Origin of the sequence: Pseudoxanthomonas sacheonensis, from assembly GCF_031455975.1 — a bacterium.
In the GTDB taxonomy this organism is placed as follows: Bacteria; Pseudomonadota; Gammaproteobacteria; order Xanthomonadales; family Xanthomonadaceae; genus Pseudoxanthomonas_A; species Pseudoxanthomonas_A sacheonensis_A.
This window is the reverse complement of sequence record NZ_JAVDTT010000002.1, coordinates 798,444-813,967: the sequence shown is the minus strand read 5'-3', so window position 1 is coordinate 813,967 and position 15,524 is coordinate 798,444. Positions and strand designations below refer to the sequence as shown.

The following is a 15,524-nucleotide window of genomic DNA, read 5'->3' as shown; positions in this document are numbered from 1 at the left end:
GCCGTACCCTCATCCGCCCTTCGGGCACCTTCTCCCGCAGGGAGAAGGAAACATAAACAGGCTTTATCGATATGAGCGAAATGAAACCCCTGCTGATCGAACTCGGCACCGAAGAACTCCCGGTCAAGGCCCTGCCCGGGTTGGCCCAGGCGTTCTTCGATGGCGTCATCGACGCGCTGCAGAAGCGCGGCATCGATTTCGACCGCGCCAACGCCAAACCGCTGTACACGCCGCGCCGCCTGGCCGTGCTGCTGCCGGGCGTGTCGACGGAGCAGCCGGAGCAGAGTTCGGAAGTGCTGGGCCCGTACCTCAACATCGCGCTCGATGCGGAAGGCCAGCCGACCAAGGCGCTGCAGGGTTTCGCGGCCAAGGCCGGCCTCGACTGGTCGCAACTGGAACGCACCACCGACGCCAAGGGCGAACGTTTCGTGCATCGCTCCAACAAACCCGGCGCGAAGACGGCCGATCTGCTGGCGGACATCGTGCGCGAATCGCTGGCGGCGATGCCGATTCCCAAGCCGATGCGCTGGGGCGACCACGACTACGCCTTCGCACGGCCGGTGCACTGGCTGGTGATGCTGCTGGGCAAGGACGTGGTGGATGCGGAAGTGCTGGGCGTGCGCAGCGACCGCATGAGCCGTGGCCATCGTTTCGAGCACGACAAATCGGTGTGGGTGAACAATCCGGGCGACTACATCGACGCCCTGCGCGGCGCGCATGTACTGGTCGACAGCGATGAGCGTCGTGCGCGTATCGAACAGCAAGTACGGGACACCGCGACCAAAGCCGGCGGCGTGGCGCGCATCACCGAAGACAACCTGGAACAGGTGAACTGTTTGGTGGAATGGCCGTCGGCGGTGTTGTGCAGCTTCGAGCCGGAATTCCTGGCGGTGCCGCAGGAAGCGCTGATCGCGACCATGGAAGCCAACCAGAAGTTTTTCCCGGTGCTGGACGACGGCGGCAAGCTGACCGAGCACTTCATCGGGATCGCGAATATCGAATCGCAGGATGTGAGCGAAGTCAGCAAGGGCTATGAGCGTGTGATACGACCGCGTTTCTCGGATGCGAAGTTCTTCTTCGATGAGGATTTGAAGCAGGGATTGGTGTCAATGGGCGACGGCCTGAAGACCGTTACCTATCAGGCCAAGCTGGGTTCAGTCGCCTACAAGGTGGCTCGCGTCGCCGCGTTGGCAGAGACCATTGCGAAAGAGCTGGGTTTCGATCCAGTGCTGGCCCGCCGTGCGGCGGAGTTGTCGAAGAACGATCTGCAATCACGCATGGTCAACGAGTTTCCGGAACTACAGGGCATTGCAGGCCGGCATTACGCCACTGCTTCCGGTGAATCTAGCGAGATAGCACTGGCAATCGATGAGTCTTACCAACCGCGTTTCGCAGGTGATGACATTGCGCTGTCACCGACCGGCAAGGTGCTGGCGATTGCGGAGCGGCTGGATACGTTGGCTGGTGGCTTCGCAGCGGGTTTGAAGCCGACAGGAAACAAAGACCCATTTGCACTAAGGCGCAACGCGTTAGGGCTTGCGAGGACGATCATCGAGAGCGGCTTCAACCTGGACTTGCCAAACCTGCTGGCATCTTCCGTGTTGCAGTCTTCTCTCGCCTTGGCCGCCAACGCCCCCGCGCAGACAGACAAGATTAAGGAACACTTCAAGGGCACGGCTGTTTCCGTTGCCACTGAAACTGGAACGGGCGGAGATGATTTCATCTCGACCCATCTCAGCAAGCATTTTGCGGACAAGGGTCATGAGATCCACTTCATGACCTCCGCTCCGATCGCCGCGGACCTTTATGACTTCATCCTCGACCGCCTCCGCGGCTACTACGCCGACAAGGGCGCACCTGCCTCGCACTTCAACGCCGTCGCCGAACTGCGTCCGCATTCGCTCTACGACTTCGACACCCGCCTCGACGCCATCGGCCAGTTCGCCGCGCTGCCGGAAGCCGAAGCGCTGGCCGCCGCCAACAAGCGCATCAACAACATCCTGAAGAAGGCCGATGTGGAGATTCCCCACGCCATCGACCGCGGTCTGCTCAACGATCCGGTCGAGAGCGCGCTGGCCGAAGCGGTGGAGGCGGCCATCGGCGACACCGACGAAGCTCTGCATCATCACGACTACATCAGCGTCCTCAGTCGTCTGGCTCTGCTGCGTCCGCAAGTGGATGCCTTTTTCGACAGCGTGATGGTGAATGTGGACGAGCCAGCGATCCGCGCCAATCGTCTGGCCTTGCTCAAGCGTTTGGCCGACCGCTTCCGTGCGGTGGCGGCGATCGAGCATCTGTCGAGCTAGTAAACCCTTCTCCCCTTGTGGGAGAAGGTGCCCGTAGGGCGGATGAGGGGGAGCGAGCGAAGCGAGTTTGCTTCCGTCCCTTGGCGAGCAAGAGCAAGATCAAGATGGATCCCAGCGTTCGCTGGGATGACGAAAAGAATGATGCCGCCTTCCACTGCATACCGGATGCAGTGGCGAGTATTCATGCCGGCTCACTCGCACAAATGTGCCGCCGACCTCACCCCTGGTTAACCCGATTCCGCGCTCGCCCGGTATCCTGCACCCATGCGACCACGCCCCCTACTCGCCGCCGCTGCCGTCCTGCTGTCCGTTTCCGGCCAGGCCCGCGCAGCCTCCACCATCGACAGGGTGGAAATCCGGGGCCTGAATCAGGACAACGAAACCGAAGCGCTGATGATCGAGAACATCAACGTGGCGCTGTCGCTGAACGACATCATCGGCCGTCGCCAGGGCGAGTCGCGGCTGGAATACCTGATGAGCGAGGCCAAGGCCGAGGCCCGCGAGGCGCTGGAGCCGTTCGGCTACTACTCCCCCGAGATCACGGTCGACGCCGCGCGCCCGGGCGGAGAGAACGAACACATCACCGTGGTCGTGCAAGTGGACAAGGGCGAACCGATGCGCGTCAGACACTCGGATCTGAGCATCCAGGGCGCGGGCGGCAGCGACCGCTATCTCAAGGAAGACCTGGCCGCGTTCCGTCCGCAGGTCGGCGACATCTTTGACCACACGACCTACGAAACCAGCAAGACCCAGATCGTGCGCCGGCTGGCCGATCGCGGCTATTTCGATGCCGATTTCGTCCATCGCCGCGTCGAGGTCACCCGCGCCGAGCATGCCGCCGACATCGGCCTGACCTGGGCCAGCGGCATCCGCTACGACATGGGGCCGACCACCTTCCATCAAACCAAGTTCCGGCCTGGGTTGCTGGACAAGCTGGTGTATTGGGAAGAAGGCAGCTACTTCCACCAAGGGAAACTCGATCGCCTGCGCGAATCGCTGACCGGGCTGGATTACTTCAACAACATCGATATCCAGGCCAAGCCGGAGAATGCCGTCGACGGCCGCGTACCGATCGACGTCAACCTCACTCTGGCCAAGCGCGACGTCTATACCACCGGCGTGAGCTACGGCACCGAGAGCGGCGCCGGTGTGCGCTTCGGCCTGGAGCGCCGCTACGTGAATTCACGTGGCCATAAATTGTCCACCCAGCTGGACTATGCGCAGAAACGCAAGAACTTCGTCACCCAATACCGCATCCCCGCCTTCAAGTGGCTGGATGGCTGGTACACCGTCGCGCTCCAGGCCTACGACGAACAGACCGACTACATCGACACGCGGCTGCTGAAGTTCAGCGTCGGCCGCAGCGGCGAGATCAACGAATACCTGACCGCCGTCGCCTCGCTCAATACCGTGCGCGAACGCTGGGCCTATTCCCTCGCCGACGATGGCGGCGGCGCGCTGGCGCCGGTCGACTATCGCTACGCGACCTTCACCTATCCCGAGCTTTCCGCCAATTACGTGGATGTCGACAACCGTTCTTTTCCGCGCCGGGGCATCGCAGGCTCACTGACCGTGCGCGGCGGTTTGGAAGGCGCGGGCTCGGACGCCAACTTCGCCCAGGTGCATGCGCAGGCGCGCTGGTTCAAGGCGGTCGGCGCCAGCGACCGCTTCATCCTGCGTGGCGAACTGGGCCATACCTTCACCGACGCGCTCAACTCCATGCCGCCCAGCCTGCGCTACTACGCCGGTGGCGACCGCAGCATCCGCGGTTATCAGTACCGCGAAGTCGGGCCGCGTGTGGAAACGGACAATGGCGATTTCTCTGTCGGCGCCAAGAACGTGGTGACCGCCAGCGCCGAGTACGAGCACTATTTCAACGCCAGCTGGGGCGGTGCGGTTTTCGTCGACAGCGGCAGCGCGTTCGACAACGGGAATGATTTCGACTGGCGGACCGGCGTGGGCGTGGGCGTGCGCTGGAAATCGCCGGTGGGCGCCGTCCGCATCGACCTGGCGCATGGATTGGACGATCCCGACTCCTCCTTCACCATCGGTCTGGGCATAGGAGCGGAATTCTGATGGTCTTCCGTCGCAAGCCAATCGCCGACAACGTGTCGCCCGAAGAACACGAGGCGCGCATCGCCGAACTCCGCGCGCGGCGTCGCGCACGCATGCGCGTGCTGGCGATCCGCAGCGGCATCGCTTCGGTGGTAATGCTGGTCCTGCTTGTCATCGCGCTGTATTGGCTGGTGCAGACCGTGGCCGGACGCGACGTACTGCTGAACCAGATCATCGCGCGCCTGCCCGCCGGATCTTCCTTCACCTGGAAAAAAGCGGAAGGACCGCTGGCAGGACCACTGACACTGTACGGCGTGGATTTCCGCTACGAGAAAATCCATTTCACCGCCGAGCGGGTGTACCTGGATCCGGACCTGCGTCCGTTGCTGGGCAAACGTTTGCGCCTGGATGCCTTGCAAGTGACCAACGCGACGCTGGACATCCCCAAGAGCGACGAGCCGTTCGAACTGCCGACCTGGCCTGAACTGCTGCCGCAGATCGAGATGCCGATCGCGATCCAGGCCGACACCCTGGGGATCGACGGTTTCCGTATCACCCAGAGCACGCAGCCCTTGATCGACATCCGGCGCGCGCGCGGCGGCATCGATATCGGCGACGGCTACTTCAAGGCGCAGAAGCTGGCGATCGACAGCGATCGCGGGCGCATCGACATCAACGGTGGTTACGAGCCGCGCGACGGCTACGCCACCAATCTGGTGGCGACGGCGGTGTTCCCGGCCTCGCTGGGCCGCACGCCCGCAAGGCTGGGACTGGTGGCGCGCGGCAACCGCAAGAGCATGGATATGGGCCTGGCCGGCAACGCGCCGGCGCCGGTGCGAGTGACGCTGGGCGTGCGTGGCGAAGAGAATCCCACCTGGAGCTTCAGCGGCAAGACCGAAGCGCTGGATCTGGCGCTGTTGGGAATCGTCGAAGACAGCATGCCGCTGGCCTTCGACCTGAAAGCGAACGGCGCCGGCGGCGGCGCCGATCTGCGGGGCCGTATCGCCCAGGGCGATTTCGTCGCCGTGATCGAACCGTCGAAGATCCGCATCGCCGATGAAGTGCTGACCGTGGAGCCGCTGGCGGTGCGCGCCTTCGATGGACTGACGACGCTGCGCGGGCGCGCCGATTTCAAAGACCCGGAAAATCCGGTGTTCAAATTCTCGGCCAACGCGCGTGGACTGCGCTGGGGCGGCCATTCGACAGGCTCAGGCCAATCGGTCGAAGGTGAGATCGCGGCGGATGCGGATCTGGGTTTCGCCGGCCAGATGAAGGCGTGGGCGGCGATCGGCAAGGCCACACTGGTGCGCGAAAACCAGAAGGCGACCGTCGACTTCGACGGCCGTGGCGACAGCGAACAGCTGGTGCTGCACAAGCTGCAGGCGAAGATGCCGACCGGCACCCTGGACACTACCGGCACCGTGGGCTGGGAACCCGCACTGCGCTGGGACCTGGCCGCCAAGCTCGCCGGTTTCGATCCCGGTTATTTCCTGGCCGACTGGAAAGGCAATGTGTCCGGAGATCTCGCCAGCAAGGGCCAGGCGCGAGAGACCGGTGGTTTCGATGCGACCCTGGACGTGCCCAAGCTGGGCGGCAGTTTGCGTGGACGCAAGCTGGACGGCCGCGGAAAATTCGCGATACGCGGCAATGAAGGCGACGGCGAACTGGCGCTCTCTCTCGGCAACAGTCGCGTCGAAGCCAAGGGCAGGGTCGGCGACAAACTCGATATCGACGCCAAGCTGCAGCCGCTGCACTTGGACGATCTGTTGCCGGATGCCAACGGCAGCATCGCCGGCACCTTGAAGCTGACCGGCGCGCGCAATGCGCCCAACCTGGATGCGGATCTTGCCGGCACCGGCCTGAAGTGGGGCGGCTACAGCGCCGATGCGCTCAGCGTGCGCGGACGCCTGCCTTGGACCGGTCCTTCGACAGGCTCAGGAGCCGGCGAGCTCGCGGTGCGCGGCGCGGCGGTCGATGTCGGCATGGTGCTGGACAGCGTGCGCCTGGAGGCGCGTGGGGCGGTCGAGAACCTGCAGTTCAACGGCGATGCCAGCAATACGATGGGTTCGGTTTCGCTCGCCGGCACGGCGTTGAAACGCGGCGCCAACTGGCAGGGCAGCCTGGACGCATTGCAACTCACTCCTTCCAAGGGCAGCAGCTGGCGTTTGCAGCAGGCCGCGCGCTACGCGCAGAACGGTTCGGCATTCACGCTGACTCCGGCATGCCTGGCCGCCAGCGGCCCTTCGACAGGCTCAGGACAGGCTAAGGCCGCGTTGTGCGCGCAGGCCCACTGGCCGAAACAGGGAATACAGGTGCATGCCGATGCGCTGCCGTTGACCCTGCTGCAGCCGTGGCTGCCGCCGAGCAACGGGCGACCGCTCACTCTGCGCGGCGACATCAAGCTGGAGGCTTCGGTGAAGCCGGCCGGCAAGGCGTGGGTCGGCGAAGTGCACCTGAGCTCGCTCGATGGCGGCTTGAAGCTGGGCAACAACGCGCGCGGCGAGATCGTGCGCTACGACAACTTCACCCTGGACGCCGACTTCAATCCGCAGACCATCAAGGGCCGGTTGGGCACCGGCTTCAAGGGCGACGGCTTCGTCGACGCCACCGTCGCCACCGGCTGGGATGAATTCGCGCCGCTGAAAGGCGATATCTATTTCCACAACTCGCGCCTGTTCTGGATGGAACTGTTTTCGCCGGACCTGGTGCGTCCCACCGGCAAGCTGCAGGGCCATGTGGGCCTAGCCGGCACGCGCGGAACGCCGGCGCTGAGCGGCGATGCGCAGCTCACCGAATTCAAGGGCGAACTGCCGTCGCTGGGCATCACCCTGACCGACGGCGTCGCCAACCTGGACGCCCAGGCCGATGGCAGCGCGCGTATCGACGGCACGCTGAAATCGGTGTCCTCCACCGGCGGCACCGTCACCGGCGGCACCTTGAGCGTGGACGGCACGCTGGACTGGAAGGTGGAAGGTTCGCCCTTGCAGTTCAACATCCGCGGCAAGGATTTCCTGATTTCCGACACCACCGAACTGCAGGCGGTCGCCTCGCCCGACCTGCAGGTCGGTTTCGCCAACAACACCATCCAGGTGCGCGGCAAGGTGGTGGTGCCTTCGGCCACCATCGACGTGGAAAAACTCGACGACGGCGTATCGGTTTCCGAGGACGTGGTGGTGCTGGATCCGGCGGATCCCGAGCGCTTGCCCAGCTCGCGCCTGGATCTGGATATGGCCATCACCCTGGGCGATGCGGTGAAGCTCAACGGCTATGGGCTCGAGGGCACGCTCGCCGGCACCATGAACGTGCGCTCGCGCCAGGGCCGCGAGATGGCCGCCACCGGCCGGCTCGATGTCGACGGCCGCTACACCGCGTATGGACAGAAACTGCGGATCACGCGTGGCGAGCTGGTGTGGAGCAACAACGCCGTCTCCGACCCACGCATCAACATCCGCGCCGAACGCGAAGTGGTCAGCGCGGGCGTCACCGCCGGCATCGACGTCACCGGCCGCGCCAGCAGTCCCAAGGCCACCATCTGGTCGAACCCGTCGATGGACGAATCGGCGGCGCTGGCCTATCTGGTGCTGGGCCGCTCGTTGAACACCGCCAGCACCGACGAAAGCCAGAAGATCAACGCCGCCTCCACCGCGCTCAGCGCCGGCGCCGGCCTGCTGGCCTCGCAACTGGGCGCCAAGATCGGCCTGGACGATGCGGGCGTACTGGAATCGCGCACGCTGGGCGGCTCGGTGTTCGGCGTGGGCAAGTATCTGTCGCCGAAACTCTACGTGAGCTACGGCGTGTCGATGGTGGGCAGCGGATCGGCGATCACGCTGAAGTACCTGCTGCGCAAGGGCTTCGATGTGGAGATCGAATCGAGCACGGTGGAAACACGCGGCTCGTTGAACTGGCGCAAGGAAAAGTAAGGCGGTCCGGGGCGCACGATGAAGATTTCCCGGATCGCGCAACTGCGCCTGCGGCGGCAACGCATCGTCGGCGGGAAATTGGAATCGCCGGCCGAAGCCGTTGCCTGGCTGGGCGCGATGCAGGCGCAGGATTACGCGGCCGCGCTATGGGCCATCGGCTTGCGCACGCAGGGCGCGACTCTGGAATCGGTGGAACAGGCGATCGCCGAACGCCGCATCGTCCGCACCTGGCCGATGCGCGGCACGCTGCATTTCGTCGCCGCCGAAGACGTGCGCTGGATGTCGGCATTGATGACGCCGCGCGTGATCGCCGCCAACAAGGCGCGACTGCTGCGCGAGTTCGAACTGGACGAGACGGTGCTCGCCCGCAGCCGCAAAGTGCTGGTGAAAGCCTTGCGGGACGGACAGAAGCTGACGCGCAGCGAGGTGTACGCGACGCTCGATAGCGCCGGCATCGCTACCGAGCGGCAGCGCGGCATCCACATCACCGGACGACTGGCCCAGGAAGGTTTGCTCTGCCTGGGTCCGCGCGCGGACAAGCAGCCGACCTTCGTGCTGCTGGACGAATGGATTCCCGCCCACCGCGCGCTGGAGCGCGAGCAGGCGCTGATGGAACTGGCGCGCCGCTATTTCCTCAGTCATGGTCCGGCCACGCTGCAGGATTTCGCATGGTGGTCGGGGCTGACGGTCAAGGATGTGCAACTGGGCATCGAACTGGCCGCGGACGACCTGGCCCAGGAAGTCATCGGCGGCCGCCTCTATCTCCATTCGGGCAAGGAATCCGAGCCCTCCGATCTGGCGAACGATCCGCAGCTACTGCCGTCTTTCGACGAATACCTGGTCGCCTACAAGGACCGCAGCGAGGCGGTGGAAGCGCGTTTCAGTCCGCAGGTCATCGGCATCAATGGTCTGTTCAATGCCGGCATAGTGGTCGGGGGACGTATCGTCGGCACCTGGAAGCGCAAAGTCGACAAGGCCGGCTTGACGGTGGAGTTGAGTCCGTTTCGCGTTTTGCTCAAGAAAGAGTTGAATTCCCTGAGCCGGGCCGCACGCCGTTATGGTGACTTCATGGGCTTGCCGGTGCAGGTGAAACTGCCGGAGGAACGACAGTCTTGAGAAAGTCGTAGGGCGGGCATTGCCCGCCTGCTCGTTTTTCGCGGCGCGGAAACGCGGCGGGCAATGCCCGCCCTACGGCCGACTCTCCGTTCGTGGTGAGCCTGTCGAACCACGCTCTTGGCGGCATTCTCCGGATAAAAGCACTTCGAGCACACTACGAAAGGCGTGGTTCGACAGGCTCACCACGAACGGAGTCTAGTTACCTGCTGGCAGAGACATGTTCGGATTTTCCTTCGCGATCACCCGTGCTCCACGCAGCGCCGGCTTGCCCTCCACGATATCGGTCCAGATCAGGTAGGCGTCATTCCCGCGCGCGACCAGCTGCGCGAAGCCGGTAGCGCGCCCCCTGCCCTGCAGCTTGGCCACCTGGATGCGTTGCAGTTCCTTACTGAGCCCTGCGTTGTAACGCGCCAACCATAGCGATTGCCCGTCGGCGTCTTCGCGCGACCAGCTCACCCACACGGCGTCGCCATCGGCCGCGACGCCGACGCGGCCTTGCACTTCCAATCCGCTATCCAGATCGACAGGCGGGGAGAAACTGTCACCGGCATCCTGCGAGCGGGCGATGCGCACCTTCGGCATGTCGCCAGCCGCCGTGTACCAGGCGACCCACGCCTGCGTTCCGCTCGCCACGACCGCCGGGCCGTTGACCGGACATGCCGGCATCTTCCAGCGGTCGTCGTGGACTTTGCGCGGCAAGGTCCATGCGCCGCTGTCGAAACGCGCGGTGACGATGTCGCGGATCTCGTCTCCATCGCGGTCGCGATAAACGATCAACGGTCCGCGCACGGTCATCGCCGCGTCGGTCTGGCAGCAATCGCAGGTGCGCGAATCGAGCTCGCTTTCGGCGGATTTGTTCAAGCCTGCATCGAGGTTCGCTACGCGCAAGGTCATCGCGCCGCCGCCGTGCGCGTCATGGCCGCCATGCCCTTCACCGGCCGTGTTGCGGCCATCCAGCCAGGCGATGCCGAGGGAATCGCGCGAGTGCGGCCACAGGGAGACGAAACCGTGTTCGGTCGGCGTTACATCGCTGTTGACCGTCAGCGGCGCCGACCATGTTTTCCCACCGTCGCCCGATCGCGACAGCACCACATCGTAGGCATATGCCGCCTTCGCCGATTGGCGCAGCCAGTGCGCCCACAGCGCGCCGTCTTCCGTGGCCGCGATGTGCGGCGTGTCGGCCCAGTTGACGAACCAGTCGTCGCCATGCGCGATTTCCTGCGGCTCGCTCCATGCCTTGCCATCGAAGGTCGCGAACCTCAGCGCATGCGCGCTTCGGCTTCCGGTTTCGATCCAGGACAACAGCATGCGTCCGTCCGACGCGACCACCAGATCGGACTGCGCTGCATTCCCCTGCACGGGCAGCTCCCATGTCGACAACTCATGGTGAACAGGCGTAGCCGCGGCCGGCGCTGTCGATACCTGCGCAACGGGATCGCCGTCGCAGGCGGTGAGGAAGATGAGGAGAAGTACAAGGTAGTTGCGCATGGATGAAGCATAACGTCTCGTGTCGCTGCGCCCCACTCAGGGACCATGACAAGCCCCGATGGTGGGAGCGGCGTCCCGCCGCGAGCTTTTTTGCACAAACAGGCACTCACAGGAAAGCTCGCGGCGGGACGCCGCTCCCACACTACCCCCAAGCCATCAATCGTGGTTTGTGAAACCTGCAATTGCTTTTCCTGTCAACGGGTTTCCCCCGCGCGCCGCGACCGCCACAATCGGCGCCTGCCACTCATGAACTCGAATAAGGTAATGAAGGACACTCCAAAGCAGCTCGCCCAGCACATCGCCCGCACCATCGCCGCGGAAATCGGCGCCCAGACCGCGCAGGCCCTGGCTGCCATCGCCTTGCTGGACGAGGGCGCCAGCGTTCCGTTCATCGCGCGCTACCGCAAGGAAATCACCGGCGGACTGGACGACACCCAGTTGCGTAACCTGGAAACGCGCCTGACCTATCTGCGCGAACTGGAAGAACGCCGCGCCACCGTGCTGGCCAGCATCGACGAACAGGGCAAGCTGAGCGATGCATTGCGCGCCGAGATCGAAGCGGCGGACAGCAAGGCGCGGCTGGAGGATCTGTACCTTCCCTACAAGCCCAAGCGCCGCACCCGCGCCCAGATCGCGCGCGAGGCCGGCCTGGAACCGCTGGCCGATGGCCTGCTGGCCGATCCCACCCAGGCGCCGGAAACCTTCGCCGCCGGTTTCGTCGACGCCGACAAGGGTGTGGCCGACGGCAAGGCCGCGCTCGATGGCGCGCGCGCGATCCTGATGGAACGCTGGGGCGAGGATCCGGCGCTGGTCGGAGAGCTGCGCAATTGGTTGGGCGAAACAGGCGTGATCCGCGCGCGCGTGGCCGAGGGCAAAGAAGAAGCCGGCGCGAAGTACCGCGACTATTTCGAACACAGCGAAGCGCTGGCGAAGATCCCCTCGCATCGGCTGCTCGCGCTGTTCCGCGCGCGCAAGGAAGAAATCCTCTACCTCGATCTCGACCCGGGCAAGGACGCCGAAGCCGGCCATCTGTATGGCGACGGCCGCGTGGCGCTGCATGCCGGCGTCAGCGACCAGGGCCGCGCCGCCGACCGCTGGCTGCTGGACAGCTGCCGCATGACCTGGCGCGCCAAACTGCATCTGCACCTGCTGCTCGACTTGTTCGGCCAGGCGCGGGAGAAGGCGGAAGCCGAGGCGATCGCCATCTTCGGCGACAACCTCAAGGATCTTCTACTGGCCGCGCCGGCCGGCGCACGCACGGTGATGGGCCTGGATCCGGGCATCCGCACCGGCGTCAAGGTCGCGGTGGTCGATCGTACCGGCAAGCTGGTGGCGACGGACACGATCTATCCGCACGAACCGCGCAAGCAGTGGGACCAGTCGCTGCATTCTTTGCATAAATTATGTGTCCAGCACGGCGTGGAACTGATCGCCATCGGCAACGGCACCGCCTCGCGCGAAACCGACAAGCTGGCCGGCGAAGTGATCGCCAAGCATCCCGAACTGAAGCTGCAGAAGATCGTGGTCAGCGAAGCCGGCGCCTCGGTGTACTCCGCCTCGGAACTGGCGGCGAAGGAATTTCCGGAGTTGGACGTGAGTCTGCGCGGAGCGGTGTCGATCGCGCGCCGCCTGCAGGACCCGCTGGCCGAGCTGGTGAAGATCGAACCCAAGGCGATAGGCGTAGGTCAGTACCAGCACGATGTGGATCCCTATCGCATGGCGCGCGCGCTGGACGCACGCGTGGAGGACTGCGTGAATGCGGTCGGCGTGCATGTGAACACCGCATCGGCCGCCCTGCTGGCGCGCGTGTCCGGCCTGTCTTCGTCGGTGGCCGAGAATATCGTCCTGCATCGCGACCAGAACGGGCCGTTCAAGCGCCGCCGCGAATTGCTGAAGGTGCCGCGTCTGGGCGAAAAGACCTTCGAGCAATGCGCCGGTTTCCTGCGCATCGCCGATGGCGATGAGCCGCTGGACGCGTCTTCGGTGCATCCGGAAGCGTATCCAGTGGTGGAGCGTATCGCGAAGGACAGCGGACGCGCGGTGAAACAGTTGATCGGCGATGCCGGTTATCTGCGCGGATTGAAACCCGAGTCGTTCACCGACGAGAAGTTCGGCGTGCCCACCGTGCGCGACATCCTGAAGGAACTGGAAAAGCCGGGCCGCGATCCGCGTCCGGAGTTCAAGGCCGCGCGCTTCGCCGAAGGCGTGGAGGACCTCAAGCATCTCAAGATCGGCATGATCCTGGAAGGCGTGGTCACCAACGTGGCCGCGTTCGGCGCCTTCGTCGATATCGGCGTGCACCAGGACGGCCTGGTCCATATCTCGGCGCTGTCGGACACCTACGTGAAAGATCCGCGCGAGGTGGTCAAGGCCGGCGACATCGTCAAGGTGCGCGTGCTGGAAGTGGACATCCCACGCAAGCGGATCGCGTTGACGCGGCGATTGGAGGACGTGCCGGTGGTGAAGCCAGGGCAAGACAATCAGCGGCGCGATGCGGATTCGTCGCGTACTCGAATACTGAGTCGGCCAGGCAAGACCGCGAGCCCGGCGACCAAACCGCAACCCGCGAATAGCGCGTTGGCAGCCGCGTTCGCCCGGGCCAAAAGCGGCGCCTGACAATCTGATGATGCGCGTAGGAGCGACGTAAGTCGCGAATGCTCGGTTTCGTTGCGTGCGCGACGAGGTTTTCGTCCTTTTCAGTCGCGACTTACGTCGCTCCTACGACGCTCCTATGACGCGCTCAAGCCACGCGGCTACGGCGCGCGCGGGTCAGGTGCACCAGCAACAGCGAAATCGCCGCGGGCGTCATGCCGGGAATGCGCTGCGCCTGACCGATGGTCTGCGGCTGCACGCGCTCCAGCTTCTGCAGCACCTCGAAGGACAAGCCGCGCACGCCGACGTAATCGAAGCCGGAGGGAATCGCGGTGTCCTCATTGCGCTGCTGGCGCTCGATCTCTTCGCGCTGGCGGTCCAGATAGCCGGAGTACTTCACGCCGATCTCCACCTGCTCGGCGACCTTGGCATCTTCCACGCCCGGCCCGATCGAGGGTACCGACACCAGCTTGGCGTAATCCAGTTCCGGGCGCTTGATCATGTCCAGCACCGTAGTCTCGCGGCTGACCGCCACGCCCAAGGTGGCTTCGACCTCGCGACCCAGCGCATTACCCGGCGAAACCCAGACCGCACGCAGACGTTCGGTTTCCTGAGCGATCGCATCGCGTTTGACGGCGAATTTCGCCCAGCGCCGCTCGTCGACCAGGCCCAGGCCGCGGCCGATTTCGGTCAGACGCAAGTCCGCATTGTCCTCGCGCAGCTGCAGACGGTATTCCGCGCGAGAAGTGAACATGCGATACGGCTCTTTGGTGCCGTGGGTGATCAAGTCGTCGATGAGTACGCCGATGTAGGCCTCGTCGCGACGCGGGCACCACGCTTCCTTCTGTTGCACCAGGCGCGCGGCGTTGAGGCCGGCGATCAGTCCCTGCGCGGCGGCTTCCTCGTAACCGGTGGTGCCGTTGATCTGACCGGCGAAGAACAGGCCGGCGACGGCCTTCGTCTCCAGCGAGGACTTCAAACCGCGCGGATCGAAGAAGTCGTATTCGATGGCATAGCCTGGCCGGGTGATGTGCGCGTGTTCCATGCCGCGGATGCTGCGCACCAGCTCCAATTGCACATCGAACGGCAACGAGGTGGAAATGCCGTTGGGATAGATCTCGGCGACCTCCAGGCCTTCGGGCTCGACGAAGATCTGGTGCGAGGCCTTCTCGGCGAAGCGCACTACCTTGTCCTCGATGGACGGGCAGTAGCGGGGGCCGATGCCTTCTATCTGGCCGCTGTACAGCGGCGAACGGTGCAGCGCGTTGCGGATGAGTTCGTGGGTGCGTTCGCTGGTGTGGGTGATCCAGCAGGAGACCTGACGCGGATGCTGCAAGGCATCGCCGATGAACGACATCACCGGCAGCGGATCGTCGCCGGGCTGTTCCTCCATCACCGAATAGTCGAGCGAGCGGCCATCGATCCGCGGCGGCGTACCGGTCTTCAGGCGATCGACGACGAACAGGCCTTCGCGCAGCTTGTGCGCCAGCGCGGTGGCGGGCGGATCGCCGGCGCGGCCGGCGGCGTACTGGGTTTCGCCCACGTGGATCTTGCCGGCGAGAAAGGTGCCCGCGGTCAGCACCACCGACGGCGCATCGAAACGCAGACCAGTCTGGGTGACGGCGCCGCGCACACGATTGTTCTCGATCACCAGGTCGTCGACCGCGGCCTGGAAGATCGTCAGGTTGGGCTGCGCTTCCACGATGCGGCGGATGGCGCTGCGATAGAGCGAGCGATCGGCCTGGCAACGCGTCGCGCGCACCGCCGGACCCTTCGAAGCGTTGAGCGTGCGCCACTGGATGCCGGCCAGATCGGCGGCGTGCGCCATGACTCCGCCCAGCGCGTCGATTTCCTTGACCAGATGACCCTTGCCGATGCCGCCGATGGCCGGATTGCAGCTCATCGCACCCACGGTTTCCACGTTGTGGGTGAGCAGCAGGGTGCGCGCGCCGGCGCGCGCGGACGCCAAGGCGGCTTCGGTGCCGGCGTGGCCGCCGCCGATGACGATGACGTCGTAGTGGTGGAAGGAAGCGTTCATGGGCTCAGT

Annotated in this window: 6 protein-coding genes and 2 pseudogenes; 6 read left to right on the top strand and 2 right to left on the bottom strand. The window is 64.8% G+C overall.

Annotated features, from left to right (window positions below; translation table 11 throughout):
* Positions 1–71: 71 nt before the first annotated feature.
* The 5 genes and pseudogenes from glyS to J2W94_RS10825 all read left to right on the top strand — a co-directional run.
* Positions 72–1,883: pseudogene (glyS, locus tag J2W94_RS10840) on the top strand (glycine--tRNA ligase subunit beta); the annotation flags it as partial.
* Between the two features lie 12 nt (positions 1,884–1,895).
* A pseudogene (locus J2W94_RS18180) lies at positions 1,896–2,306 on the top strand (DALR anticodon-binding domain-containing protein); the annotation flags it as partial.
* A 264-nt stretch (positions 2,307–2,570) separates the two neighbouring features.
* Positions 2,571–4,382, top strand: a complete 1,812-nt coding sequence (locus tag J2W94_RS10835; RefSeq protein WP_310093070.1) for an autotransporter assembly complex protein TamA — start codon at positions 2,571–2,573, stop codon at positions 4,380–4,382.
* Between the two features lie 92 nt (positions 4,383–4,474).
* Entirely contained in the window at positions 4,475–8,281 is a 3,807-nt protein-coding gene (locus J2W94_RS10830) for a translocation/assembly module TamB domain-containing protein (RefSeq protein WP_430540601.1), read from the top strand.
* Positions 8,282–8,299: 18 nt separating this feature from the next.
* Positions 8,300–9,397 (top strand): winged helix DNA-binding domain-containing protein, encoded by a 1,098-nt coding sequence (locus J2W94_RS10825; protein WP_310093066.1) that lies wholly within the window; start codon positions 8,300–8,302, stop codon positions 9,395–9,397.
* Positions 9,398–9,592: 195 nt separating this feature from the next.
* On the opposite strand, the gene J2W94_RS10820 is transcribed toward J2W94_RS10825, so the two are convergent.
* Positions 9,593–10,885, bottom strand: a complete 1,293-nt coding sequence (locus J2W94_RS10820; RefSeq protein WP_310093063.1) for a sialidase family protein — start codon at positions 10,883–10,885, stop codon at positions 9,593–9,595.
* Positions 10,886–11,149: 264 nt separating this feature from the next.
* Between J2W94_RS10820 and J2W94_RS10815 the strand changes: the two genes are divergently transcribed.
* Positions 11,150–13,501: a Tex family protein gene (locus J2W94_RS10815; RefSeq protein ID WP_310093061.1), complete on the top strand. Its 2,352-nt coding sequence runs from the start codon at positions 11,150–11,152 to the stop codon at positions 13,499–13,501.
* Between the two features lie 124 nt (positions 13,502–13,625).
* On the opposite strand, the gene mnmG is transcribed toward J2W94_RS10815, so the two are convergent.
* Positions 13,626–15,515: a tRNA uridine-5-carboxymethylaminomethyl(34) synthesis enzyme MnmG gene (mnmG, locus tag J2W94_RS10810; protein ID WP_310093060.1), complete on the bottom strand. Its 1,890-nt coding sequence runs from the start codon at positions 15,513–15,515 to the stop codon at positions 13,626–13,628.
* Positions 15,516–15,524 lie beyond the last annotated feature (9 nt).